At 73.4% G+C, this 25,392-nt stretch carries 15 protein-coding genes; 8 read left to right on the forward strand and 7 right to left on the reverse strand.

The features are described from left to right. Positions 1-407: 407 nt before the first annotated feature. Positions 408-2,900: a protein kinase domain-containing protein gene (locus tag HV826_RS19110; protein WP_176418469.1), complete on the reverse strand. Its 2,493-nt coding sequence runs from the start codon at positions 2,898-2,900 to the stop codon at positions 408-410. Positions 2,901-3,053: 153 nt separating this feature from the next. Between HV826_RS19110 and HV826_RS19115 the strand changes: the two genes are divergently transcribed. The 8 genes from HV826_RS19115 (at position 3,054) to HV826_RS19150 (ending at position 20,237) form a co-directional block, all read left to right on the forward strand. Beyond that, the gene (locus HV826_RS19115) at positions 3,054-12,602 is read left to right on the forward strand and encodes a flagellar hook-length control protein FliK (protein WP_176418470.1); all 9,549 of its coding nucleotides are present in this window, start codon (positions 3,054-3,056) and stop codon (positions 12,600-12,602) included. A gap of 20 nt (positions 12,603-12,622) precedes the next feature. Then, a complete protein-coding gene (locus HV826_RS19120; protein WP_176408769.1) occupies positions 12,623-13,228 on the forward strand; it encodes a hypothetical protein in 606 nt (201 codons plus the stop codon). Beyond that, the gene (queC, locus tag HV826_RS19125; protein WP_176418471.1) at positions 13,228-13,920 is read left to right on the forward strand and encodes a 7-cyano-7-deazaguanine synthase QueC; all 693 of its coding nucleotides are present in this window, start codon (positions 13,228-13,230) and stop codon (positions 13,918-13,920) included. The genes HV826_RS19120 and queC overlap by 1 nt, the downstream gene beginning before the upstream one ends. Then, the gene (gene ddpX / locus HV826_RS19130) at positions 13,917-14,573 is read left to right on the forward strand and encodes a D-alanyl-D-alanine dipeptidase (protein ID WP_176418472.1); all 657 of its coding nucleotides are present in this window, start codon (positions 13,917-13,919) and stop codon (positions 14,571-14,573) included. The genes queC and ddpX overlap by 4 nt, the downstream gene beginning before the upstream one ends. 98 nt (positions 14,574-14,671) lie before the next feature. Next, a complete protein-coding gene (locus tag HV826_RS19135; RefSeq protein WP_255217293.1) occupies positions 14,672-16,003 on the forward strand; it encodes a von Willebrand factor type A domain-containing protein in 1,332 nt (443 codons plus the stop codon). Positions 16,004-16,012: 9 nt separating this feature from the next. After that, positions 16,013-17,836, forward strand: coding sequence for a HAMP domain-containing sensor histidine kinase (locus HV826_RS19140; RefSeq protein WP_176418474.1), 1,824 nt, complete (start codon positions 16,013-16,015; stop codon positions 17,834-17,836). Next, on the forward strand, positions 17,833-18,534 hold the full coding sequence (locus HV826_RS19145) for a response regulator transcription factor (RefSeq protein WP_176418475.1): 702 nt from the start codon (positions 17,833-17,835) through the stop codon (positions 18,532-18,534). Before HV826_RS19140 ends, HV826_RS19145 begins: the two co-directional genes overlap by 4 nt. A gap of 209 nt (positions 18,535-18,743) precedes the next feature. After that, complete coding sequence (locus HV826_RS19150) at positions 18,744-20,237, forward strand: DUF1800 domain-containing protein (RefSeq protein ID WP_368670953.1); 1,494 nt, start codon at positions 18,744-18,746, stop codon at positions 20,235-20,237. Positions 20,238-20,302: 65 nt separating this feature from the next. Here the strand turns inward: HV826_RS19150 and HV826_RS19155 are convergent, their stop codons facing one another. From HV826_RS19155 to HV826_RS19180, 6 genes are read right to left on the reverse strand one after another with little or no spacing between them, the layout of a single operon-like run. Further along, a complete protein-coding gene (locus tag HV826_RS19155) occupies positions 20,303-20,758 on the reverse strand; it encodes an acyl-CoA thioesterase (RefSeq protein WP_176418477.1) in 456 nt (151 codons plus the stop codon). 15 nt (positions 20,759-20,773) lie between these two features. Then, positions 20,774-21,109, reverse strand: a complete 336-nt coding sequence (locus tag HV826_RS19160) for a hypothetical protein (protein WP_176418478.1) — start codon at positions 21,107-21,109, stop codon at positions 20,774-20,776. After that, positions 21,106-22,308, reverse strand: coding sequence for a thiolase family protein (locus HV826_RS19165; protein WP_176418479.1), 1,203 nt, complete (start codon positions 22,306-22,308; stop codon positions 21,106-21,108). Before HV826_RS19165 ends, HV826_RS19160 begins: the two co-directional genes overlap by 4 nt. Before the next feature lie 21 nt (positions 22,309-22,329). Then, positions 22,330-23,103, reverse strand: coding sequence for a CoA-transferase subunit beta (locus tag HV826_RS19170; RefSeq protein WP_255217295.1), 774 nt, complete (start codon positions 23,101-23,103; stop codon positions 22,330-22,332). Further along, positions 23,093-24,001: a CoA transferase subunit A gene (locus HV826_RS19175; protein ID WP_176418480.1), complete on the reverse strand. Its 909-nt coding sequence runs from the start codon at positions 23,999-24,001 to the stop codon at positions 23,093-23,095. Before HV826_RS19175 ends, HV826_RS19170 begins: the two co-directional genes overlap by 11 nt. Before the next feature lie 10 nt (positions 24,002-24,011). After that, positions 24,012-25,391, reverse strand: a complete 1,380-nt coding sequence (locus HV826_RS19180) for an acetyl ornithine aminotransferase family protein (RefSeq protein ID WP_176418481.1) — start codon at positions 25,389-25,391, stop codon at positions 24,012-24,014. Between the last annotated feature and the right edge of the window lies 1 nt (position 25,392).

Consider the following 25,392-nt stretch of genomic DNA (forward strand, 5'->3'; position numbering starts at 1 on the left):
AGCGACGGCGGCAGCAGGAAGGCCTGCTGCACATTCCAGGGGCGGAACTTCTTGCTCATGCCCGGCATTCACCACGCGGGCCTCCCTCCGGGCAAGCCCCACCGCGATTACCGCGACACGCTCCTAGTGGACGAGTCAGGTACTGCTCGTCTTCCTGGCCAGTTCTCCCTCAGCGTAGAGGACGCATGTGGGCGCTTGCCCAGGCAGCCCTCCTACGAAGGCTCTTGAGCCCTCTGATGGCGAGATGGCCGGTACGTAATTGGTACGTAATCGGCCGGCCGTCGGCGAACGCCCGCGTCCAGTAATCCCAGGGACTGAGCCGTCGCCACCCGAGGGCCGAGGGACCATTCAAGGGTTAGGAAACCGTCGTTCTATCCCACTGGCTCTTTCCTCGGAGACTGCCGTAGTCAGCCACTCTTCTTCTTGAGTGACTTGATGGCGTCCGCCGCCGCGTCGTGGCCGCAGTCCTTGCTACCCAGGAGGCCCTTCTCCTTGGGCAGCGTGGTGACGCGCTCCAGGGCGGGGATGGCATCCGCGTCACCCAGGCCCGCGAGCCGGTTGGCGGCCTGGGTGCGGATGCCGCAGTCCGGGGTGTTCAGCGCCTCGCTGTACGCGCGGACCAGGTCCACCCCGTCCGCCGCCTTGGCGAACTCCAGGTAGCGCAGCGCGCCCCACTGGCGCAGGGAGTACGCCTCCTCGGCCAGGTCCTCGTAGTGGGCGCGCACGCGGTCCTTCGGGAGCCGGGCCAGGGACCGCTCCAAAACCGTGAGCGGCTCCTTGCCGTAGTCCTCCGCCAGCCCGTCGAGGATGAGCGGCTCCACGTCCTCGAGCTCCTCCTCCTTCAGGTGGTTGAGCGCGGTCCGCTCGCTGATGTGGTGCCCCTTGGAATGGTGCGCCGCCACGCGCGCGCGCCGCAGCGAGGGCAGCTCCTTCTCCTCTTCGGTGGCGGCGTCCATCAGCGCCAGGGCTTCGTCGAGCTTCCCATCCTCCAGCAGCGCGAAGGCCCGCGTGCCGGCGTCGCTGCGCTGGCCCAGCCACGCGGCTCCGGCGCCCAGGAGCACCACCGCGCCGGCGACCAGCGCCGCCTCGCGCCGCCGCTGACGCAGCAGCGCCCCCAACCCGGTGGGCAGCTTCACGGCCTGGAGCTTCGCCAGCAGGGGGGCGAGCGCATTGCCCCGGCTGCCTTGCGAGGCGAAGCGGTCGCCAAAGGGCGGCCCCTCCACGGCGCGCTGGCAGCGGTAGAGCTGGAGTTGCTCGTCGCGGCCGGGCAGGGCGATGGCGCCGCAGGGCTCGGCGGTGACCTCCGCGCGGTTGCGCGCCAGGTTCACCGCTTCGGTGAAGGTGACCTCGCCCGCGCTGGCGACGTGCTCCACGGCTTCGACGACCTCCATGGGCTCGCCCAGCACGGTGTCCGGCGTGGCGAGCACCTCGCCCGCGTGCAGGCAGACGCGCACGTTGAGCCGATCCACCTCCGGCACCGCCTGGTTGTGCCGCCACAGCCGGTCCTGCATGGCCATGCCGCACAGCACGCCCGCGGTGGGGGAGCGGAACACCACCAGCAACGCGTCCCCGCGCTTCTGGACCAGCCGCCCCTCGTGCTCCTTCACCAGGGGCATCAGCAGCTTGTCGTGCGTCTCCAGCATCCGCGCGTTCTCTTCGTGCGTCTGCCGGCTGGTGCGCTCGGTGAAGCCCTGGATGTCGGTGAGCATCACCGTGAGGTTCTGCGGCTTCACCGCCAGCGCGCCGCCGCCTGTCACGGCGGCCATGCTGCCGGAGACCTTCATCCCGAAGGACGCCGTCCCCGTGCGCGGCGCGGAGGCCGCCAGGGCGCCCGAGGCCGAGCCGCCGCTGGAGGCCACGCCGAACGCGGCGGTGCCACTGCTCGCCTGCGGCGCCGGAGCGGCTCCCGCGAAGGCCGCGGTGCCCGTGGGGCCCGCGCCGCTCCCCGTGGCGCTCCCGGCGCCGAACACCGACGTGCCGGAGGAGGGCGTGGCGCCGCTCCCCGGCGGCGGGGCGTAGGCGGGGGTGCCCAGGCCGGGCGTGAAGGCGGCGAGGGCCGAGTGCGCCGCGGCCAGCGCGTCCGCCAGCTCGTGCGCGCTCTGGGGCCGCTTGCCCGGGTCCTTCTCCAGCAGGCGCATCACCAGCGACAGCAGGCCCACGTAGCGCGACAGCGTGGGGGCCGCGCGGTCCAGCGGCAGCGGCGCGGCGGAGGCGTGCTGCGACAGGAAGTTGCGCGGCAGGGGCCCGTCGAAGGGGAGCCGCCCGGACAGCACGCGGTAGGTCAGCACGCCGAACGAGTACAGGTCGCTGCGCGTGTCCACCTTCGCGCCCACGGCCTGCTCCGGCGACAGGTACTCCGGCGTGCCCAGCACCACGCCAATCTGGCTGACGCTGCTGGCGGCGTCCGGCTCCACGAGCCGGGCGATGCCGAAGTCCAGCAGCCGGGCTTGCTCGCCCCGGGCGCTCTTGGAGATGAAGACGTTCTCCGGCTTCAGGTCGCGGTGGATGATGCCCTTGTCGTGGATGGCGGCCAGGCCCTCCGCCAACTGCTGGAGCAGCGGCAGCCCGCGCCCCGGGGGCATGGGACCTGGGGTGAGCACGTCGTACAGGCTCTCACCTTCGACGAACTCCATGACGAGGCACGCGTGGTCGCCGGACTCGCCGAAGTCGACGATGCGCACCACGGCCGGGTGCTCCACGGCGGAGAGGAGGCGGGCCTCGCGCTTGAAGCGCTCCGCCATGCCGGCCTGGGCGTGGAGGTCATGGTGCAGGACCTTGATGGCCACCTTGCGGCCCAGGGAGACCTGTTCGCCAAGGTAGACCTCTCCCATCCCGCCCGAGCCCAGCGGACGGAGAACCCGGAAGCGACCGTCGAGGACAAGGGAGTCGGGGGCCAACACGCGGGCGCATCTTGTCCGACTTCGGCCCAGGGCGCAGCCCGTTCCTTCACCCTGGATTCGGGGAGCCATCACGTCTCGTTGCCTGCCCCACAAGCGGGGGTTTGCCAGAAATTTCGAGGGCTTGGCCCCCGTGCTAACGTCCCTGCTCCCGCGATGGCCACCGAAAGCGATTCTCCCAAGCCCGCCACGGCGCTGGATGCGCGCGCCGCCGCCCCCGAGCTGCGCCTGCTGGACCGCAGGGCGTTCGTGGGCTTCCCGGCGCTGGAGGTCCTGCCGGGGCTGCGCATCTCCGACTTCGCGCTCCAGATTCCGGACGTCAGCTTCCCCTTCAACGTCAGCGCCGGCGCCACGCGCTACCAGCGCAAGAAGCTGCACTTCGGCTTCCTGGAGCTGTCCGTCGACGCGGACCTGGTGACGCGCCGGGTGGCGGAGCTGGCCGGGCGCCTGGCTGGCATCGAGGACCTGCGCCTGCACTTCCGGCCCGGCTACCTCGAAGGCCAGGGACGGCTGCCGGCGCCGGAGCACACGCCCTTCACCTTCAAGGTGGCGTTCGACGCGGACGGGGAGCGGCTCGCCGTCTACCTCTACGACGTGCGCCTCTACGGCTTCTCCTCCACGCCGTCCGTGCAGGTGCCGGGGCTCTTGTCCTCGGCGGTGGGCGCGCTGGCGCTGGTGCCGGAGGTCGAGGTCCGCGGGGCCACGGGGTTCTCCACGCGCGTGTTGCCCGTGCTGTGCCAGCTGGCGGCGGTGAGCCGTGGCTACAAGATGCCGACGCTGGACACCGCGCGCCTGTCGGCCGCGGAGGTCTCCAGCGCGGGCCTGCGCCTGCGCTTCTCCTCGGGGGGCCTGCCGCCGCCGTCGCCTCCGGACGAGGAGCTGCTGCTGGCGCTGGAGGGCGCGCGCGCCTTCGCGGACGCCGAAGGGCTCATCGCGCAGGGCCGGCTGGCCGACGCGCGTCAGGCGTACCTCCAGGCGGGGGACGCGCAGGACGCGCACCCCTTCGCCGCCGAGCGGCTGCTGTCGCTGATGGTGGCGGACCCGCAGGCGCATGACCTGGCGCTGGACGTGGCGGCGACGCTGCAACGCCGCAGGGACCGCAGCCCCGCTTCGCTCTGGGGCGAGGCCGTGGTGCGCGAGCGCCGGGGCGAGGGAGCCCGCGCCGCCGAGCGCTACCTGGCGCTGTGCGCACTCGCGCGCCGGACCTCGGAGGAGGCCGCCGCCTTCTTCGCCGCCGAGGCCGCCGCTCGCTGCTCGCGCGACACCGCGCCGCAGGTGGCGGTGAAGGCGCTGCATGAATTGCTGGGGCTCAAGCCCGACCACCTGCCGTCCCTCAAGGCGCTGGCGCGTGCGTCGGACCAGGCCCGCGACAGGGCCGGCGCGGTGCGCGCCTATCGCCGGTTGGCGGCGCTCGCTCGCGACCCGGCCGAGGCCGCCGATGCGCACGTGCACCTGGCCCGGCTGTGCGCGCAGACGGAGGACGACATCGCCGGCGCGCGCCTGCACTGCGAGGCCGCGCTGCGGCTGGCGCCGGACCACCCGGACGCGCTGCTGCTGCTGGGCGAGCTGTGCCACCGCGGCGGTGAGCACCTGCGCGCGCTGAAGGCCCTGGACCGCCTGCGCGAGGTGGCCATGGGCCGCCACGAGTTGGACCGGGTGGGGCATGCCGACCTGATGGCCGGCCGCGTGTGGGACGAAGGCCTGAAGCAGCCGGAGAACGCGCTGCTGCGCTTCCGCGAGGCGGTGTCGTTGCTTCCCGGTGAGCCGGAGCCGCTGTTCGCCGCCGCCCGCGTGGCGGAGGGGCTGGGCCGGTTGCAGGAGGCGCTGGCGGGCTACCAGCAGGCGCTGGAGCTGGCGGGGCCGGCGCCGCGCTCGGAGGAGGTGCGGCACGCCGCGCACGCCAGCCACCACGCCCTGGCGCGGCTGTACCGTACGCGGCTGGGTGACCCGGCGCGCGCTCGGGAGCACCTGGAGTCCGCGCTGGCGTTGGACCCGCGCGACGCGGTGGCGCTGGAGGAGCTGATTCCGTACTTCCGCGCCACCGGCCGCTCGCAGGAGTTGGCGGAGGCGCTGGAGAAGGCCGCGGCGCTCCAGGACGCGCCCGGCAAGCGCGCGGCGGCCTGGGCCGAGGCGGGCGAGCTGCACCGGGGCAAGCTGCAACAGCCGGAGAAGGCGGAGCGGCTGCTCCTGCTGGCGCTGGAGGCGGATGGCGACCACCGGCCCGCGCTGGAGTCGCTGCTGGCGCTGGCCGAGGCCCGGCGTGACGGCGCGCTGCTGACGCGGTGCCTGTCTTCGCTGGCGCGGCTCGCCACGGACCTGAAGGAGCGCGCGCAGAAGTACCGCCGCCTCGCGGTGGCCGCGCGCGACCTGGCCTTCGATTTGGACCTGGCCGTCCACGCGCTCCAGGAAGTGCTGCGCGCCGAGCCGGATGACCTGCCCGCGCTGGGTGAGCTGTGCGCCTTGCAGCGCAAGCGCGCCGACATGGCCGGACTGGCCGACGCGCTGGAGGTGCGCGCGCGGGTGGCCGAGGCCCAGGGCGACAAGCGGCTGGCGGCGGCGGCGCTGCGTGAGCTGGCTGGCGTGCTGGAGGCCCGGCTGGGCCGCGTGGGTGACGCGCTGGTGGCGCTGGAGAAGGCCGCGCGGCTGGCGCCGGACGCCGCGGTGCTGCTGGACCTGGCGGACCTGTCGCTGCGCTGCGAGCGCCCCGAGCATGCCCGTCGCGCGCTGGAGAGCTTGCTGTCCACGCTGCCGCGCACGGCGGCGCCGGAGAAGCTGGCGGACGTGCGCTCCCGGCTGGGCCGCGCGTGCGAGATGCTGGGCGATCGCGAAGGCGCCATCGCCGCCTACGCGCAGGCCTTCCCGCTGCGCCGGCTGGATGATGGCCTGGCCGCGCGCCTGGAGGCGCTCTACACGGAGGCCGGGGAGTCGCAGGCCCTGGCCGAGCTGTGGGCCAACCGTGCCCAGGCGCTGATGGGCGCCGACCGCGCCGAGGAGGCCGCGCCGCTGTTCCTCCAGAGCGCCCGCGCGCTGCTGGAGCGAGGGGAGAACGCCGCCGCGCTGATGCGCCTGACGGCCGCGCTGGAGGCGAGCCCCGAGGGCCCGCTGGCCGCCGAGGTGCTGGAGTCGCTGGCCGAGCTGGAGCTGGAGCGCGGCGAGAAGCTGGAGGCCGCGCGCCTGTACGCGCGCCGCGCCGCGCTGATGCCCGAGGCTCGCGCGGGCGCGAAGCTGCTGTTCCGCGCCTCGCTGCTCGCCGCGGGGACCAGCCGCGAGGAGGCCTTCCTCGCCGACGCGCTGGAGCGTGACGCGAGCTACGCGCCCGCGCGGCAGCGCCGGGGCGAGCTGCGCCTGCCCACCGATGCCCGCGCCGCGTTGGAGGACTTCGAGGCGGTGCTGGCCTTGCCGCCCGCGGACAGCGACGCGCCGCGTGAGAGCGAGCGCGTGGCCCTGACGCGCAAGGCCGCCACCGCCGCGGTGCGCGCGAGCCGCACGGATGCCGCCCGCCGCCTGCTGGCCGAGTACAGCGCGCGCGCGCCGGAAGACCTGGACGCCCGGGTGGAGCTGGCGTCGCTGCACCGCAAGGCGGGTGCGCGCGAGGCCCTGGCGGACCTGCTGGTGGAGCTGTGGCCGCGCCTGTCCGGCGAGCCCCGCCGCGCCGCTCGCCGCGAGCTGGCGGAGCTGTCGCTGGGTCTGGGGCGCGCCACCACCGCGGTGGACGCGCTGCGCAGCCTGCGCCTGGAGGAGCCGCACGACACCTGGGCGGCGCAGTCGTTGCTGGACCTGTTGCCGCCGCCCGGCACCGGCACGCCGGAGGAGGAGACGGAGCGGCTGGAGCTGCTGAGCACGCTGGTGGCCGCCGCCTCGGGCGAAGCGCGCGCGGAGCTGCTGGCCCGTCGCGCCGTGCTTCACCGCGCCGCGGGCCGGGCGTCCGCCGCGCGTGATGACTTCTCGGAGGCCGCGAAGGGCGCTCGTCGTCCCGCGGCGTTGCTGCTCGCGCTGACGGAGCTGGCGCGCGAGTCGGGCGACGAGGCCGCGGAGCTGGACGTGTGGCGCCGCGCGGTGTCCGTCGACGCCAACCTCGCCACCCGCGCTCGCGAGCGCCTGCTGGCCCTGTCCGCCACGCTGGTGGAGAAGGACGAGCGCGTCCTGGCGCGCGAGGCCCTGGGCGCGGCCATCGGGCTGGAGCTGTCCGCGGCGGAGCGGTGTGACGCCTTCTTCGCCCTCGCCGAGCTGGCGCGCCGTGAGGGCAAGCCTGAGGAGGAGGCCGCAGCGCTCGCCGAGGCGGCCCTGCAGGGCCCCGTGCCTCGGCGCGTGGAGGCGCTGCTGGCGCGCGCCGCGCTGCTGGAGTCCGGCGGCCGAATGGCGGACGCGGGGCAGAGCCTGGAGGCGGCGCTCGCGCTGGCACCCCGGCACTCGGGGGCCACCGCCGCGCTCCAGCGCGTGCTGCGGACCCGGGAGGACTGGGCCGCGCTGGCCGAGCTGCTCTCCACCGAGGCACCACATGTGGCGCCCGCCGAGGCGGCCGCGCTGTACGCCGAGCTGGCCAGCCTCTACCTGGACCGGCTGTCGCAGCCGGTGCCCGCCGAGGCCGCGCTGCGGCAGGCGCTGCGCCTGTCTCCATCCGACGCCGCTGTCCGCCGTCGCCTGGTCTCGCTGGTGGCGGAGCGTGGCGAGCTGCGTGAGGCCGCGGCGCTGCTGGAGACCGCGGCGGAGAGCGCCACCGCGCAGGACGCCGCGCTGCTGCTGCGCGAGGGCGCGGGTTACGCGCACGGCGCGCACGACCTGGACAAGGCGCTGAAGCTGGCGCGCAAGGCCCACTCGCTGGTCCCCGCGCAGGGGGCGGAGCTGGCGTCGCTGGCGGAGCTGCTCTACCTGCGCGGCGCGGTCATCGAGGCGCTGCCGCTGCAGGACGCACTGGCCGCCGCCGCGGACTTCCGGAGCGCGCCCGAGGCCGCGGAGTCCACGTGGCTGCGGCTGGCGGAGCTGGCCGAGCAGACCGGAGAGACGAAGCGCGCGGTGTCCGCGTACCGGAAGCTCCTCTCCGAGCGGCCGCTGTGCGAGCCTGCGGTGCTGCGCCTGGCCGCGTTGCTGGAGAAGGACGACCCGCGCGGCGCCTTCGAGGTGCGCGTCACCCACGCGCACGCCTTGGCGCCATCCGAGGACACCGTGCAGCGGCTCGTCGAGCTGTCGGCGCGGGCCCGCGAGGTGCTCGCGGACGCGGGCGTGGCGGCCTCGCTGCTGGCGCGCGCCGCGTCGCTGGCCACGGAGCCGCTGCCGCTGCGTCGCCGGCTGGCGGCGCTGCACCGGGAGACCGGCCGCACCTTGGAGCTGCTCGCCGAGCTGCGCGAGGTGGCCACCCTCAGCCTGGAGGCGGGGGACCCGGACGCGGCGCTCGAGGCCTATCAGGAAGAGGCCCGGCTCGCGGTCGACCTGGGCCGCGCGGACGACGCGCTGCGGGCGCTGGCGGATGCGCGCGACCTGCTGGAGGCGCGGGGGCAGCCGTCCGAGGCCGCCGCGTGTGAGCGCTACCGGGCGAAGCTGCTGCGTGACGTGAAGCTGGACCCGGCCGGCGCCGAGGTCGCGCTGGAGCGCGCCTTCGCCCTGGCCGTGGACCTGGGCACCGCGAAGCTGGGCGCCGCGCTGGCCGAGCGTCGCGATGACGCGGCGGCCGAGGCGCGTTGGCTGGAGCGCGCGCTGCCGCTGCTGGATGACGCGGGCGAGGCGGCGGCCATGTTGCTGCGGCTGGCGCGGCTGAACCTGGACGTGCTGTCGGACGTGGCGAAGGCCGAGGAGTTGCTGCGCTCGGCGCTGCGCAAGGACCGGGCGCTGACGGAGGCCGAGGGCCTGCTGGAGAAGCTCCTGGAGAGCGACGGCCGGCTGGCGGAGTTGGCGGCCTGGTACGAGGAGTGCGCGGAAGGCGAGCCCGACGCGGCCCGCCGCGCGGACCTGTTCCTGCGCGCCGCCGTGCTGTACCGCGACCGGGCAGGGCGCCCGGAGGCCGCCGCCGCGGCCTTCATCGCGGCGCGTGGCGCGCGCCCGGACGACCTGGAGCTCACCGCGCAGGCGGCGGAGCTGCTGCACGAGGTGAAGCGCCACGCGGACGCCGCGGAGTTCGACGCGGTGCTGCTGGAGGCGGACCCTTTCCGCGAGCCCGTCTTCGCCCGGCACCTCGCCTTCCTGGAGGAGGATGAGGACCATCAGGCGCTCGCGGAGCTGATGCTGCGCAGGGCGCAGCGCCAGGAGGCCGCGGGCGCCGCGGAGAGCTACCTGGCCGCCGCTCGGGCCTTCCGCGCCGCCGGTGCCCGCGAGCGGGCGCTGCTGTGCGAGGACCAGGCCTTCGAGCTGAGCCCCGCGAGCGCGGAGGCCTTCGAGCGCGTGCGTGAGCGCGCGTCCGGGGACGTGCGCCGGCTGGCGGACCTGCTGTCCCAGCGCGCCGCGGCCCTGTCCACGCCGGAGGCCTTGCCGCTGCTGCGCGAGCGCGCCTCGCGGCTGCTGGACGCGGGCGAGGCGCTGCTGGCCGCGGAGGCCTTCGACGAATACCTCTCCCTGGCGGGGGACGACGTGGACGCCCTGTCCGCGCGCGCCGAGCTGGCCGCGAAGGGCGGAGGTCCCGTCGCCGCGCGCCCCTACGACCGCCGCCTGCTGGACGTGGGCGGAGACGCGCTGCCGGTGCCGGTGCGCACGCGGACCTGGCTGCGGCTGGGCCATGCCTCGCTCGGCGCGGGCGCGTTCCACGACGCGGCGGATGCCTTCGAGGCCGTGGTGGCGCTGGAGCCGGAAGGCGAGCGCGGCCGTGAGGCCCTGTCGCTCCTGGCCGAGGTGCACTCGCGCACGGGCAACGCGCCGGGCCTCTACCGGGCGTCGCTCCAACTGGCGCGCCACGCGGAGGACGCCGCCACCGCCGAGGTGCTCTACCGCCGCGCGGCGGACCTCTTCGACGACCCGAAGGACGCCATCGACGCGCTGCTGCCGCTGGCGCGCCTGCGGCCCGCGGATGCGTCCGTCATCGACCGGGCCGTGGCGGGCCTGCACGCCCTGGGGCGTCATGGCGACCTGCTGGACGTGTACGCCTCGGGCGCGGAGGCGGCGGGTGGCCGTCGCGCCGCGGAGCTGCTGCTGGCCGCCGCGTCGGTGGCCTCCAGCTCGCTGGCGGATGAAGACGCGGCCTGGACGCTGACCCAGCGCGCCGCGGAGGCCGCGCCGGAGGACCTCACCGCCCTCCAGGCACTGGTGACAGGCCTGCGTCAGCGGAGCGAGTCCGCGCGGCTGCTGGAGGCGCTGGAGCGGCTGGTGCCGCGCGTCGAGGACGCCGACGAGGCCGCGGTGCTGCGGCTGGAGCTGGCCGCGCTCGCGCGTGACGCGGGCCGCGAGGACGTGGCGCGCGAGGCGCTGGAGGAAGTGGCCACGCGTGGCGCCTCGGGCGCGGGTTACGCGGACGCACTGGAGGCCCTGGAGCCGCTGCTGAAGGACGCCCCCGCGCGCCGCGCCGAGGTGCAGGTGGCGCGCGCGGAGCTGGCCTCCGGCCGCGAGCGGCAGGTGCTGCTCATGGCCGCCGCGCGAGCCTTCGAATCCGCCGGCCAGTTGCCAGAGGCCCTGAAGGCGGCCAAGGCCGCGGCCTCGGTGGAGCCGGACGTCGACGCCGCCCTGCGGGTGGCCCACCTGTACCGCGCGTCGGGCGAGGCCCCTCGCGCGGCGCGGGCGCTGCTGCAGGCCGCGCGGCTGGCGGCGCCGGAAGAGCGTCCGCCGCTGCTGCTGGAGGCCGCGGGCCTCTGGGAGAAGGCGGGCGAGCACGGCGAGGCGCTGGAGGTGTTCGAGCGCATCGCCACCGAGGCGCCGGACATGCTCGCGCCCTCGGAGCTGGCCGAGCGCTTCGGCCGGCTGGGCGCCTTCGCCCGCGCGCTGGAAGTGGGCTTCGCGCCCGCCATGGCCTCGGGCGACCTGACCGACGCGCTGGCCATGGCCGCGCAGGCGGGCGACCCGGCGCGCACGCGTGAGGCGCTGTGGGCCCTGGCCGCGCTGCCGGACGCGGACCCCGCGCATGCTTCGGCCCTGGCGGATGGCCTGCGCGCGGAAGGCGACGCGGAGGGGTTGTTGGAGCTGGCGGGCCTGTCCGCCGCGCGTGACGCCGTGTTCGCGGTGGCGCTGCGCGACGAGGTGCTCCGCTCGGCGGCGGCCCCGGTGCTGCCTCGGCTGCGCGCGCTGGAAGAGCTGGCGCCCGAGCCGGGCTTCGCGGCCCGGCTGACGCTGTTGCTGCCCACCCTGGAGAAGCTCCCGGAGGCCTTGGCGGAGGCGGTGCTGGCGCAGGTGCATGCGCAGCCGGGCACGGCGCGGGTGGAAGCGCTGGCCATGGCGGCGGACGGCTGGCCCTCGCGGCGCAAGACGCTCTTGCGTGAGCGTTGCGCGCTGGAGCTGGAGCTGGGCCGCTACGAGGCCTGCGTGCGCACGCTGTCGCAGCTGGCCGGCGAAGAGCCGGACGCGGTGGCGCGCGCCGTCCTGCACCTGGAGCGCGGTGAGCTGCTCCTCAGCCCGCTGGAGCAGCTGCTTGAGGCGCGCGAGGCCTTCGAGCAGGCCCTGAAGGACGACCCCGCGCAGCTCCATTCCCTGCGGCACCTGCTGTCGCTGGTGGACCTGGGCGAGGAGCCCGCGGTCTTCGTGGCGCTGGTGGAGCGCCTGGAGCAGGCCGCGGGCGTGGAGTCCGGCAACACCTACCGCGAGCGGCTGGCGGACGCCTACGAGGCCCTGGGCATGGTGGCGGACGCGGCCGCGCAGCTCGAGCGGCTGCCGGAGACGGACGAGCGGCTGGCCCGCCGCGCGAGGCTGGCGGAGGAGCGCGGCCTCACCGGCGAGGCCCTGCGCCTGCGCGAGCGGCTCACCGACGAGCCCGCGGTGCTGGAGGCCATCCTCCGCGGCTACCTGGACGCGCAGCTGGTGTCGCCCGGAGCCCGGCTCGCCGCGCGCCTCTTCGACGCCGGCAAGCTGTCCCCCGAAGTCACCCGCATGGCCGCCGAGCACCTCTCCTCGGTGCCCGAGGGGGTGTCCCTGGCCGTCCGCATCTGGCCGCACCTGCTCCGGGAGCGCCCGCTGGACGTGGATGGGTGGACGCTCTACGCGGAGGCCCTGCGGGCCCTGGGCCGGACGGAGGACTCGCAGCGCGCGGACGGCGTGGGCGCGGCCCTGTCCTCCAGCGACGCGGCGGCGCCTCAGACCCCGGTGTCCTCGCTGGCAGTGCCGTCGGGCTTCGAGCACCCGGTGCCCGTCGGCGCGGTGCCGGTGACGGCCGAGCGCCTGCCCCGGCTCGCCGCGGCGCTTCGTCCCGTCCTGGCTTCGCTGGGCGCGGGCGCGTTGCAGCTCATGGTGGACCCGGTGGGCGGGGTGGAGGCGTACCTGGCCAGCGGCGACGTGCTGGTGCTGGGCGCGGGCGCGCTGTCCTGCTTCGGCGCCTCCGAGCTGAGCTACCTGTGCGCGCTGGCGCTGGCGCTGGGTGAGGACGGCGTCAAGCTGGCCCGCCCTGGCCCGGTGCCGGGCATGGAAGCGGCGGCGGTGGAGGCCTTCCTCTCCGTGCCGGCCTCGCTGGCGGCGGGGCGCGTCCTGGCGCGGCTGGACCCGGAGGTGCGCGGAGGGGACCCGGCGCAGGTGGATGTAGGCGCCGTGCTTGCTCGCGGCGACACCTTCCGGGCGCTGGCCCTTTGCGTGCTGGACGTCGCCTAGCCGTGTAGCGTGGCGTCGCCATGCACGTGAAGCGTCTTGCTCTCGCCGCCCTGCCCGTCACGGCCGTCGCCGTGGCGATGGCCTGCTATTCCGAACCCGTGTACCCGGGTGACCAGGTGCTCGGTTCGTTCCAGTTCGAGGCCCGGCTGGACGCCGCGCGCACCACGTGTGACGCCTCGGTGCCGGACTTCGCGCAAACCAACGACGCCGGCGTGTTCCTCTTCGAGGGCACCTTCTCGCGCGACACGGACGCGGGCACGGGCTACTTCACCGTGCAGGGCTACTCGCGCGACGCGGGCTATGAGGGGCAGGTGGCCACGTCCACGCTGAAGGCCGTCGCGCCCCGCGCGTCCTGTGGCACGGGCTGCGAGGACTCCGCCATCGAGGAGACGCTGCGGGTGACGCTCTTCAGCGACAGCCAGGCGCGGAGCCTCAGCCGTGACTGCCGCCAGTTCGACGGCGGCATCCCCGACGGCTCGGTGCCGGGCCCCACGGAGAATGGCTACGACGTGTCGCTGGCGTGCGGCTCCCTCACGGACATCTTCTTGCCGGGGACCCGCAACTGCAATTGCCAGCCGTCCACCTGCACCACGGTGTACACCGTGCAGGGAGCGCGGAGGGATTGATGGTGAAGCGTGCGGTGGTGTTGATTTCGGGTGGGCTGGATTCGACGACGTGCCTGGCCATGGCCAAGGCGAAGGGGTTCGAGCCCGTCTGCCTGGCGGTGGCCTACGGACAGCGGCACGCGGTGGAACTGGAGCAGGCGAAGAAGGTCGCCGCCGCCATGGGCGTGACGGACTTCCGGGTGGTGTCCATCGACCTGCGGCAGGTGGGCGGCTCCGCGCTGACAGCGGACATCGAGGTGCCCAAGGACCGGCCCGCCGATGAGCTGAGCCACGGCATCCCCGTGACGTACGTGCCGGCGCGCAACGCGCTGTTCCTCTCGCTGGCGCTGGGGCTGGCGGAGGTGGTGGGCAGCACGGACATCTATATCGGCGTCAACGCGGTGGACTACAGCGGCTATCCGGACTGCCGCCCGGAGTTCATCCAGTCCTTTGAGTCAATGGCCAACCTGGCCACCAAGGCGGGCGTGGAGGGGGCGCGCTTCACCGTGCACGCGCCGCTGTCCGGCCTGACGAAGGCGGACATCATCCGCGAAGGCGTGAAGCTGGGCGTGGACTACGGCCTGACGCACTCCTGCTACGACCCGGACACCCAGGGCCGCGCCTGCGGGCGCTGTGACAGCTGCGTGCTGCGCAAGAAGGGCTTCGAGGAAGCCGGCGTGCCGGACCCCACGCGCTACACGGAGGCCGCGTGACGCCGCGCCTGGGCTGGGGCGTGGTGGTGGCGCTGGGCCTGTTGTCCGGGCCCGCGCTGGCCAACGACGCGGGGACGTCGAAGGCCACGGCGACGCCGAAGGCCGCGGCCTCCCTGGTGGACGCCACCACGGTGGTGCCGGACCTGGTCGTAGACCTGCGCTACGCGACGGCGGACAACTTCATGAAGCGGAAGGTGTACCCGGACACGGCGCGCTGCCTGCTGCTGCCCGAGTCGGCCGAGCGCCTGAGGAAGGCCGCGGACGTGCTGCGTGCCCAGGGCTACCGGCTGAAGGTGTACGACTGCTACCGGCCGCGCGCGGTGCAGTACCAGATGTGGGAAATCATGCCGGTGCCCGGCTACGTCGCCAACCCGCGCACCGGCTCCAACCACAACCGGGGCGGGGCGGTGGACCTCACGCTGACGACGCTGGAGGGCCAGGAGGTGGAGATGCCTACTCCCTTCGACACCTTCAGCCGCGCCGCGCACCACGGATACGAGGGCGGCACCCAGGCGTCGCGCAAGCACCGCGAAGTCCTGCGCGAGGCCATGGAAGGCGCGGGCTTCAAGCGCAACCGCATGGAGTGGTGGCACTACGATTTGCCGGACGCGAAGAAGCGCCCCGTGCTGGACGTGCCCTTCTCCTCGCCATGACATGATGAAACCATGATGAACGGAGGGCCCGCCTGCGGCACGCTGCAGGCACCTCCCCAGGGTGAGCACGGCGTGCGTGGCCCGGGATGGCACCCACGATGAAGCCCACCCTCTTCGATGCCCTCTGTGTCGTCCTCCTGCTGCTGTCCGCGCCAGCGCTGGCGGCCGGAGGACTCTCCGGCACCGTCGTGCGTGCCAGCGACAAAAGCCCCATCCCGGAGGTGCGCGTCACCGCGACCTCGCCCGCGCTGACGGAGGCCCGCTCCACGGTGACGGACGCGCAGGGCGGCTTCCGCTTTCCCCAACTGGCGGAGGGCGTCTACTCACTCCGCTTCGAGAAAGAGTCCTTCCAGGAGCTCAGCCGGACGGACCTCGCGGTGAAGGCCGGGCAGGAGGCCCGCGTGGACGTGGCGCTCCTGGCGGCGATGCGGACGCGCCCCGCCGTGCTGGCTCCCGCGCAGCCGGACGATGACCGCGAGCGCGCACCCGGTTGGACGTTGCAACACCTGCCCGTGCTCGTGCCGGACGGGGCGCGGCAGAGCGTCTATCGCGCGTCGCCAGGCAAGCCGGGCTCCGGCGTCGAGACGCGGGGCTTCGGGGTGAACCCCACCATCGACACGGAGGAGTCGCGCGTCTCGGAGTTCCCCGTGGCCGTGGACACCCGCGCCTACGCGGTGGCGCGTGACTACCTGTCTCGTGACGTCTTCCCCGCGGAAGGCGTGGTGCGGACGGAGGCCTTCATCAACAGCTTCAACTCGGGGGACGAAGGCGAGCCGTACGGCCCCTTCCTGCTCTACGTCGAAGGCTTCCCTTCGCCGGGCCGCAAGGGCTACCACGTGGTGCGAATCACCGTGAAGGCCCGCGAGCCGGTCCGCGAGGTCGGCGTCCAGGTGGAGTTCAACCGGCAGGCCGTCGCCCGCTACCGCCTGCTGGGCTACGAGTACCTGTCTCCGAACCCGGAGCCGCGCGACCCAGGCGACGAGGTGGAGCTCTTCCCACTGGCCGCCGGCCAGGCCGTCACCGTCATCCACGAGGTGAAGCTGCACGGGCCCTCCATCGCCTTCGGGATGCTCCGGGTGCGCTACGAGCAGGGCGATTCCAGCAACTGGCGCCGGGTGCAGATGATGATGCCCTCCAGCACGTTGCGCTCTGACTACGCCCGGGCCGCGGCGTCCACGCGCCTGGCCTACGTGGCCTCCGCGTTCGCGGAGAAGCTGCGAGCCTCCTTCTGGACGCGCGCCCTGGACTGGCCCCGGCTGCTGGCGCTGTGGGAAGGCCTCGGTGAGCCGCTGCGAGCCCGCGAGGACGTGGCGCGGCTGGGGGCGCTCATCCGCAAGGCCCAGGCGCTGGACACGCGCAAGGAGCGCTTCGAGCGCCTCATGCCCGGCGGAAGCTCGGACTTCGACGACGTGCCCTCCCTGGGAAACTGAGCCGCTCCGATGCTCCGCCGGTTGCTGCCCACCCTCATCGCGCTCCTGCTGGGCTTCGCCGGGCTGGCCTGGGGCCTGGGCTCGCTCCAGCGCATCTTCGCCACCGAGCGGGATGACGCGCAGGCCTCGCTCGACTCCCGCCGGGAGGCCCTGGAGCAGTACGCGCGTGCCTCCCTGGCGCAGTTCCTGCGAGACAGGCTGGAAGCGGCGCGCCCCGCGCTGGAGGCCGCCGCGTTGGATCCGCTCGCCCCGGCAACCGGGCTCTATCTGCGCGAGCGCGGCACGCAGTTGCTGCCCCGGCTGGCCCTCCACGACGGCGGCGAGGACACGCCCGCGAAAGGGCGTTACGCGGGCCTGCGCGCGGGTACGGAGCGGGCGGACGAGGCGGAGGACCCCTGGGCGGAGCGGCTCGCGCTGATTCGCGAGGTGGACCGGGCGCTGGCACGCGGCGACCGCCGTGCGTCCACCGTGGCGTTGATGGCGCTGCTCCAGCACCGCTCGCAGTACGTGCTGGCCTCCACGCGCGACGTGCCGGGCTTGCTGGTGGTGCTGGAGTCACTGGCGGAGCGAGGCGACCCCGTGCCCCAGTTGATGCACGCGCTGGTGCGTGACGGACTGGCGGACGGACGCAGCGGGCGCCTGGATGGATTGCAGCGGCTGCTCCTGCTGCGCCGCGCGCGCTTCACGAAGGAGGACTTCGACTTCCTGCGCGAGCGCATCGTGGCGCTCTCCACGAAGGCGGGCGTGCCGGTGGCGGACTTCGAGGCCCGCGCCGCCGAGCTCGCGTCCGAACCGCTGCCGTTGCCCAAGACGCTTCCAGGCCCCGCGCTGGTGCGCGCGGGGTGGTACCTGGAGCCTCGCGGCGGCAACCACGTCCGGGGCGTGGCGGTGGACTCGGGCGCGCTGCTCCAGTCGCTGACGCGGGAGATGCGCGAGCGCGGGTTGCTGGAGGCGGACGGCCAGGTGCGGCTGTTGGCGGACGCGGAGGTGCTGCCGCTGGCTGCCCTGCCGTTGTCGGTGGACACGCCGGAGTGGGCGCGGGCCCAGGGCGCGCTGGCGCGGCGCTACCGCTTGAAGACAGGCATGGTGGCCGCGTGCGCGGTGCTGGCGCTGGGCATCGCCGCGCTGGCCTTCGTGGCCCAGCACCGCAAGCTGCGCTTCGTGGAGCTGAAGAGCGACTTCGTGGCCACCGTGTCGCACGAGCTGCGCACGCCGCTGGCCTCCATCCGGCTGCTGGCGGAGACGCTGGAGTGGCGGCTGGCGGAGGGCACGGACGCGCGCGACTACCCGGCGCGCATCGTCCGCGAGGCGGACGGCCTGGGCTTCCTGGTGGAGAACCTGCTGTCCTTCAACCGCATCGACAAGGGGCGCTGGGTGCCGAAGCTGGAGCCGGTGCGCCTGGATGAGTTGGTGGGCCTGCTGCGGCGGGATTTGGAGTCCTGGTCCAAGGTGCCCGTGGAGCTGGACGCGGACGTGGGGGAGCGCTCCCTGCGCGCGGACGGACAGCTCCTGCGACTGCTGCTCTCCAATCTGGCGCGCAATGCCTGTGCCTACAACACCCGCAGCCCGGTGCGCCTGCGCATCGAGGCGCTGGAAGACGGCCGCGTGCGCTTCTCCGACAACGGCGTGGGCATTCCCCAGGCGCAGTGGGAGCGCGCCTTCGAGGAGTTCGTGCGCCTGCCCGGCCAGGGACACGATGCGCCCGGCAGTGGCCTGGGGCTGGCCCTGTGCCGCCGCATCATGCGCGTGCACGGCGGCACCCTGCGCGTGGCAGCCTCCAGCCCGGAAGGCACCACCTTCGAGCTTCGCTTTCCTCATCCGGTGACGACATGACCTCATCCGTTCCGGCGCTCCTCCTGGTGGAGGACGACGCCAACCTGCGGCTCGCGCTGCGCGACAACCTGGAGAACCAGGGGGGCTACGCGGTGGAGGAGGCCACCTGCGTGCGCGAGGCGCGCGAGCACCTGGGCCGGCGCGACTTCCAGCTCATCCTCCTGGACGTCATGCTGCCGGACGGTGACGGCTACACGCTGTGCCGCGCGCTGCGCGAAGAGGGCGTGACGACGCCCGTCCTGATGCTCACCGCGCGCACCCTGGAGGATGACGTGGTGCGGGGCTTCGAGTCGGGCGCGCAGGACTACCTGGGCAAGCCCTACCGGCTGCGCGAGTTGCTGGCGCGCGTGGGCGCGCTGGTGCGCCGCTCCGGCGCGGCCCCGGTGAAGGGCCTGCGCTTCGCGGGCTATCGGATGGACCTGGACCGCCGGAAGGTGGAGACGCCGGCGGGAGCCCCGGTGGAGCTGACGCGGACGGAGTTCGACCTGCTCGCGCTCCTGGTGCGCGAGCGTGAGCGCGTCCTGCGACGCGACGAAATCCTGGACGCGGTGTGGGGCAGGGAAGTCGTCGTGGACCCGCACACCGTGGACAACTTCGTCTCCAGCCTGAAGAAGAAGCTGGGCTGGAACAGCACGTCCCGCTTCGCCATCCAGACGGTGCGAGGCGTGGGGTACCGGATGGAAGTCGAAGCGGCCTGACGTCAGCGCAGCGGGCTGTGGCGCACAGCGCGTTTGGCGCCAGGAAAGCGTCATTTGACTTCGCGCCCACTGCTCACCGCGTAACTTGTGGCGCCATGCGGGGTTCTTCCTTCGTCATGCGTCGATTGCCTGTCGGATTCCTGGCGGCCGTCCTGCTCTCATGTGCGAGCGGTCCGCACTCCAATGCTTCGGCGGCGCCGGGGCCCGTCGTGGCCAGCCCTGCCTTCGACGAGGCGCGCGCGGTTCATGTCCTGCGACGGATGGCCTTTGGACCTTCGCCACAGTCCCTGGCGGACCTGCGGCGCCTGGGCGTGGAGGGCTGGATGGAGACGCAGCTCTCCCGTCCCGGAGCGCCGCTGCCACCCCGTCTGGAGGCGAAGCTCCAGACGCTGCCCACATTGACGATGTCCATGGCGGACCTGGTGCGGGAGTACCCGCCGAAGCGCCAGCGGGAGGCGGCCTTGAAGGACGGGCGTACGCCGCTGCGCCCCGCCCTCATCGGCCTGGAGCAATCCGCGGCGAAGCTGCTGCGGGCGGTGGAGAGCCCCAACCAGCTCGAAGAGGTGCTGGTGGACTTCTGGTTCAACCACTTCAACGTGTCCGCGGACAAAGGCGCGACGCGGTGGATGGTGACGGCCTACGAGCGCGATGCCATCCGCCCGAACGTCTTCGGCAACTTCCGGGAGCTGCTGGGCGCCACGGCCCGCCATCCGGCGATGCTCTTCTACCTGGACAACTGGCGCAGCGTCCGTGACGGCATGCCCGCGCGCCTGACGCGAGAGCCCGAAGCGTCGAAGCCGGGCCTCAACGAGAACTACGCGCGCGAGCTGCTGGAGCTGCACACGTTGGGCGTGGAGGGCGGCTACACGCAGCAGGACGTGCGTGAGGTGGCCCGCTGCTTCACGGGCTGGAGCATCCGAGCGCCGCGCAAGGCCCCTGCGTTCTTCTTCCGGCGCCGGGCGCATGACGCGGACGACAAGCAGGTGCTGGGGCAGCGCATCCCCGGACGGCGGAGCCTGGCGGACGGGGAGCAGGTGTTGGACCTGCTGGCGAGGCACCCCGCCACCGCGCGTCACCTCGCCAGCAAGCTGGCGCGGCGCTTCGTCTCGGACACGCCGCCGCCGGCGCTGGTGGAGCGGGTGGCGAAGGTGTTCCTCGACTCGGACGGGGACCTGCCCACCGTGTACCGCGCGCTCTTCCAGTCCCCGGAGTTCTGGGCCCCCGAGGCGCGGGCCGTGAAGGTGAAGACGCCCTTCGAGTTCGTGGTGTCCGCGCTGCGCGCCACCGAAGCGGAGGTGACGGTGCGCCCCCGGCTGGTGCAGTCCCTGGCGAAGATGGGCGAGCCGCTCTTCCGGGCGCCAGCGCCCACGGGCTTTCCGGAAGGGGCCGCGCCGTGGGTGAACAGCGGCTCCCTGGTGGCCCGGCTCAACTTCAGCCTGGAGTTGGTGTCCGGGCGGATGCCGGGGACGGAGGTGGCGCTGAAGACCTTGGCCACGCCGCCCGAGCCCACCGAGCGCGCCTGGGTGGACGCGCTGGGCCAGGCGCTGCTGGGCGCGCCACCGTCCGAGGAGACGCGGGCGACCATCCTCGACGCGCTGTCGAAGCGCGCCGAGGCCGCCAGCGCCGTGGGAGAGAAGCGCCCCGTGGACGTCCCGCTCATCGCCGGGTTGTTGCTGGGCTCGCCGGAGTTCCAGAAGCAGTAGCGGAGGCGCTCCACGCCGTGACACACCGCTGGAGCGCGCCCGCTCCGCCACCGGGGCCGCCAGCGTCACGGAGCGGGCGCGGCGTGCTCCAGCGCCGCGGTCGCCGGAGGCAGCAACGGCGGCACGCCCGTGGGCTTCCCGTGCGCGTCGAGCGCGACGAGCACGAAGCGGCCCCGCGTCCCGAGCTGCCGGTCCCCGGTGAGCAGGTCCTCCGCGTAGAGGTCCACCTCCACCGTCATCGACGTGCGGCCCGTGGCGACGATGCGGGTCTCCAGCTCCACGAGCTGGCCCTGCCGCACGGGGACGTGGAAGTCGACCCGCTCGCTGCTGGCGGTGACGACGGTGCGCCGTGCGTAGCGAGAAGCCCCGATGAAGGCGGCCTTGTCCATGAGGGCCAGGGCCTGACCGCCGAAGAGGGTGCCGTAGTGGTTCGTCTGCTCCGGGAAGACCATCTCGATGAGGCTGACCTCGGTGATGCGGCCCGCTTCGATGCGCTGCTTGGGGGAGGGTTCGGCTGTCATTCAGGGTCCTGGGGTTCAGCGGGAAGGAAGGTGGCGGCGTGGGCCATCCGGACTGTCTCGTGGAATGAGCCGCAGCAGGCCGGGGCGCGTGCCCACGAGCAGCCGCCGCGCATCCCAGCTCCACACGTCCGTGGTGTGGGGCGGCGGTGGCCCGCCGAAGGTCGGCAGCTCGGTCCAGGGCAGGTCCGTCAGCAGCTCGCCATGACGTGACAGCACGTCGGCGAGCGTGTCCAGCGAGTCGATGACGCCCGCTTCGGGGCCGGGGCCCGTGAGGTGGTAGCCCCAGGCGCGGGGCGTGGCCTCCGTGTCGAGGAAGATGCGGAGCGCGCCGCTCGAGGCGTGCGCGCTCATGAGCCACGCTCCAGCGTCATCGCGAGCCCCTGGCCCACGCCCACGCAGAGCGTCGCCAGTCCACGCCGGGCATCCTGTCGCTTCATCGCATGCACCAGCGTGGTGACGATGCGCGCGCCGCTGGCGCCCAGTGGGTGCCCCAGGGCGATGCCGCCGCCATGGACGTTGACGCGCTCCGGTGGCAACGCCAGTTCCTGGAGGCAGGCGAGCGCCTGCGCGGCGAACGCCTCGTTCAGCTCCACCAGGTCCACGGCCTCCACGGCCCAACCCGCGCGCTCCAGCGCCTTGCGCGACGCGGGCACGGGCCCGATGCCCATGGCGCGAGGGTCCACGCCCGCGCTCGCGCTGCTCACGTAGCGCGCCAGCGGCGTGGCCCTGGCGGCGCGCAGGGCCTTCCCGCTCATCAGCAGCACCGCGGACGCGCCGTCATTGAAAGTGGAGGCGTTGCCCGCCGTCACGCTGCCTTCCTGACGGAACGCCGGCTTCAGCGCGGTCAGCCGCTCCAGGGAGGTGTCCGCGCGGGGCCCTTCATCCGTGTCCACGCGCAGGGCCGCGCCCTTGCCTTGTGGCGCCTCCACGGGGACGAGCTCGTTCGCGAAGCAGCCCGCCGCCTGGGCCGCCACGGCCTTGCGGTGGGAGGCGAGCGCGAAGCCGTCCTGCGCCTCGCGGGAGATGCCGTACTGCGCCGCCACGTTCTCCGCCGTCTCGCCCATCTGCTCCAGCGGGAAGCGGGCCGCCAGACGCGGGTTGGGGTAGCGCCAGCCCAGCGCGGTGTCCCACGCCTCCCACTTGCCGGACGGGAAGCCCTCCTCGGGCTTGGGCATGGACCACGGCGCGCGCGTCATGGACTCCACGCCGCCCGCGAGCACGAGGTCGGCCTCGCCCACCTGAATCATGCGGCAGCCCTGGATGATGGCCTCCAGGCCGCTGGCGCACAGCCGGTTGACGGTGACGCCGGGGACCGCGTCGGGCAGCCCGGCCAAGAGCAGCGCCATCCGCGCCACGTTGCGGTTGTCCTCGCCCGCCTGGTTGGCGCAGCCGAGGAACACCTCGTCCACCCTCGCGCCGTCCAGGGCGTTTCGCTGGAGCAGCGCGCGGAGGACGTGGGCGGCCAGGTCATCCGGCCGGACACCCTTGAGGGCGCCTCGGAACCGGCCAATGGGAGTACGAACCGCGTCGACGATGAAGGCGTCGTTCATGAGGGCTCCGTGGGTCGTTCGCTAGAGGTAGAGACGCTTCGGGTCGAGCTTCTCGCGCAGCAGGCGCAGCACGGACATGTCTGGCTCGGCCGCCATCCGCGGGGACTCGGCGACGCGCAGGGGCCAGCCACACGCGGCGCGCACCTGGTCCACCGTCACGCCGGCGTACACCTCGGCGAGCACCGCCTCGCCGGTGGCGTCGAAGTCGAGCACGCCCAGGTCGGTGATGATGCGGGTGGGGCCTCCGCCGGGCATGCCCAGCTCCGCGCGGCGCTTCCCATGGATGCGGTGGCCCGGGCTGGTGATGAAGTCGCACGTCTCCACGAAGGTGCGCTTGCTCATCCGCATGACGATGAGCAGCCGCCGCGCGTGGACGGCGATTTCACACGCCCCGCCACTGCCGGGCAGCCGCACCTTGGGGTTCGCGTAGTCGCCGATGACGGTGGTGTTGATGTTCCCCCAGCGGTCCACCTGCGCGCCGCCGAGGAAGCCCACCTCGATGAGCCCGCGCTGGAGCATGCACTGGAAGATGTCCGCCTGCCCGACGACGGCCAGCGAGTCCGTCACCAGCGACGGGTCGCCGATGGACACGGGCAGCCGCTCCGGAATGGCGCCCACCGCGCCGGATTCGTAAATCATGAAGAGGCCCGGGGCGTGCGTCTCCCGCGCCAGGTTGCACGCGAGGTTGGGCAGGCCAATGCCCACGAAGACGACGTCCGCGTCCCGCAGTTCCTGCGCGGCGCGATAGGCCATCCGCTCGGAGGCGGTGGGCGTCGCTGGAAGCTCAGTAGCCATAGTCCACCCCCTCGCAGACGCGCGCCTTCGCACGCAGCTTGTCGAGCAGCCCGGTTTCGAGCCGCGCGAGATAGCCCTGCCGGTCCTTCACGCCGTGGACGAACTCCTCCAGCCACGCGCGGTAGGTCTCCGGCTGTCGGGAGATGTCCTCCCACTTCACGTAGAAGTCGTTGTCCCGGTCATGGAAGCCCTGCACGAAGCTGGGATGGCAGCCCCACGGCTCGTGCACCACGTGGCTGACGATGATGCCGGGCACGAGCGTGCGATTGGGGTCCTTGCGGATGCGCTCGGTGGAGACAAGCTCCTCCGCGACGACAATCACCTTCTTCGCGGCGAAGGCCACCTCCTTCTGGGAGCCCAGCAGGCCCCACACCTGCGCGTTCCCTTCCAGGTCGGCGCGCTGGCAGTGGATGATGGCCACGTCCGGCCGGAGCGCGGGGACGGCGGCCAGCTCCTGCCCGGTAAAGGGGCAAGTCACGGTCTTGATGGACGGATTCACGCGGGCGATGTCGCCACCGGCGTAGTTGTTCAGCGGCCAGAAGGGCAGGCCCGCGCTGCCCGCGAGCAGGCGGGACAGCAGTCCGAAGTGGGAATACTCCTCCAGCTCCAGGCGCTCGGGTGACGACGCCTCGCTGCGCCGGCGCAGCGCGTGGAGGCTGCCCACGCCCGGGTTGCCCGCCCAACTGAAGACGAGCTTGCGCACCGCGCCCGCCTCGATGAGCTGGTCATAGACGAGGTCCGGCGTGAGGCGGATGGCCGTGAGGTCCCGGCGTCCCTGGCGGATGATTTCATGGCCCGCCGCGAAGCAGATGAGGTGCGTGAAGCCATCAATGACCAACGAGCTGCCGTCCTTCACGGACTCGGCGATGGCTTCCTTCATGGAGCAGCGCTTGTTCATCGCTCGGGCCTCAGCGCTTCACGCCCGCCGCTGCGGGCTGGGGAAGAGGGGGCGCACGCGGGAGGGCCAGCTCCGTCAGGCACTCCTCGAGGACGCGCAGCATCACGTCCACCTCGTGCCGGCCCACGACGAGCGGCGGCGCGAAGCGGATGGTGGACTTGCCGCACGACAGCAGCAGCAGGCCCTTGCGGAAGGCGCGCTGCTCCAGCTCCGCCACGTAGGCGCTGGCGGGCTCGCGCGTCGCCGGGTCCACGAACTCCGCGCCCACCATGAGGCCCACGCCCCGGACGTCGCCAATGACGGGCCAGCGAGCCTGGAGCGCGCGCAGGCCGCGCAGCAGGTGCTCGCCCGTGTCGCGCACGGAGTCGAGCAGCCCCGCCACCACGTCCAGCGTGGCCAGCCCCGCCGCGCAGCACACGGGGTTTCCGCCGTAGGTGCTGCCGTGCGAGCCGCGCGGCCACGTCATCACCGACTCACGGGCGATGATGGCGCCCAGCGGCATGCCAGAGGCGATGCCCTTGGCCGACAGGAGGATGTCCGGCATCACCCCGAAGTGCTCCGCCGCGAACATCTTCCCCGTGCGGCCGATGCCCGACTGCACCTCGTCGAAGACGAGCAGGATGCCGTGGGCATCGCAGATTCGGCGCAGGTGCTGGAGGAACGACGCCGGCGGGATGACGTAGCCGCCTTCACCCAGGATGGGCTCCACGAAGATGGCGGCCACCTCGCGCGGGTCCACGTGGTTGACGAACCACTCCCGCTCCAGCAGCAGCGCCGGGTTGCACGCGTCGCCGCACGCGTTGGGCGCGCAGCCGTTGGGACAGCGGTACGGGTTCGCGTAGGGGAGGTGGATGACGCCGGGCAGCAGCGGCCCGAAGAAGGCGCGCTGGGTGACCTTGGAGGAGTTGAGGGAGATGGCGCCAAGGGTGCGGCCGTGGAAGCCGCCCTGGAAGGCCACCACGTACTGGCGGCGCGTGTGGTGCCGCGCCAGCTTGAGCGCGCCCTCCACCGCCTCGGTGCCGGAGTTCGTCAGGAAGACGCGCTTGGGACCCATCTCCGGCAGGTAGCTGGCGAGCCGCTCGCAGAGCCGGGAGAAGGTGTCGTAGTAGAAGTCGGTGCCGCAGATGTGCAGGAAGCGGTCGGCGGCCTCGTGGATGGCCTTCACCACGGTGGGGTGCGAGTGGCCGGTGGACGCCACGGCGATGCCCGCCATGAAGTCGAGGAAGCGGTTGCCGTCGACGTCGTACACCCACGGCCCCTCGCCGCGCTGGACGACCAGCGGATACTCCTTGATGTACGAGGGGGAGCTGTAGCGCTGGTCCACCGCGATGATGGCCTGCGCGTTCGGCCCCGGTGGAGCCACCTTCACTTCGGGATAGAGCTGGGTCATG

This window comes from Myxococcus sp. AM010, from assembly GCF_013372585.1.
In the GTDB taxonomy this organism is placed as follows: Bacteria; Myxococcota; Myxococcia; order Myxococcales; family Myxococcaceae; genus Myxococcus; species Myxococcus vastator.

Excerpts from the sequence above, each read along its gene's own strand:
- HV826_RS19115 (WP_176418470.1), top strand. The coding sequence starts at position 3,054 with ATGGCCACCGAAAGCGATTCTCCCAAGCCCGCCACGGCGCTGGATGCG.
- HV826_RS19120 (WP_176408769.1), top strand. The coding sequence starts at position 12,623 with ATGCACGTGAAGCGTCTTGCTCTCGCCGCCCTGCCCGTCACGGCCGTC.
- queC (WP_176418471.1), top strand. The coding sequence starts at position 13,228 with ATGGTGAAGCGTGCGGTGGTGTTGATTTCGGGTGGGCTGGATTCGACG.
- HV826_RS19135 (WP_255217293.1), top strand. The coding sequence starts at position 14,672 with ATGAAGCCCACCCTCTTCGATGCCCTCTGTGTCGTCCTCCTGCTGCTG.
- HV826_RS19140 (WP_176418474.1), top strand. The coding sequence starts at position 16,013 with ATGCTCCGCCGGTTGCTGCCCACCCTCATCGCGCTCCTGCTGGGCTTC.
- HV826_RS19145 (WP_176418475.1), top strand. The coding sequence starts at position 17,833 with ATGACCTCATCCGTTCCGGCGCTCCTCCTGGTGGAGGACGACGCCAAC.
- HV826_RS19155 (WP_176418477.1), bottom strand. The coding sequence starts at position 20,758 with ATGACAGCCGAACCCTCCCCCAAGCAGCGCATCGAAGCGGGCCGCATC.
- HV826_RS19160 (WP_176418478.1), bottom strand. The coding sequence starts at position 21,109 with ATGAGCGCGCACGCCTCGAGCGGCGCGCTCCGCATCTTCCTCGACACG.
- HV826_RS19165 (WP_176418479.1), bottom strand. The coding sequence starts at position 22,308 with ATGAACGACGCCTTCATCGTCGACGCGGTTCGTACTCCCATTGGCCGG.
- HV826_RS19170 (WP_255217295.1), bottom strand. The coding sequence starts at position 23,103 with ATGGCTACTGAGCTTCCAGCGACGCCCACCGCCTCCGAGCGGATGGCC.
- HV826_RS19175 (WP_176418480.1), bottom strand. The coding sequence starts at position 24,001 with ATGAACAAGCGCTGCTCCATGAAGGAAGCCATCGCCGAGTCCGTGAAG.
- HV826_RS19180 (WP_176418481.1), bottom strand. The coding sequence starts at position 25,391 with ATGACCCAGCTCTATCCCGAAGTGAAGGTGGCTCCACCGGGGCCGAAC.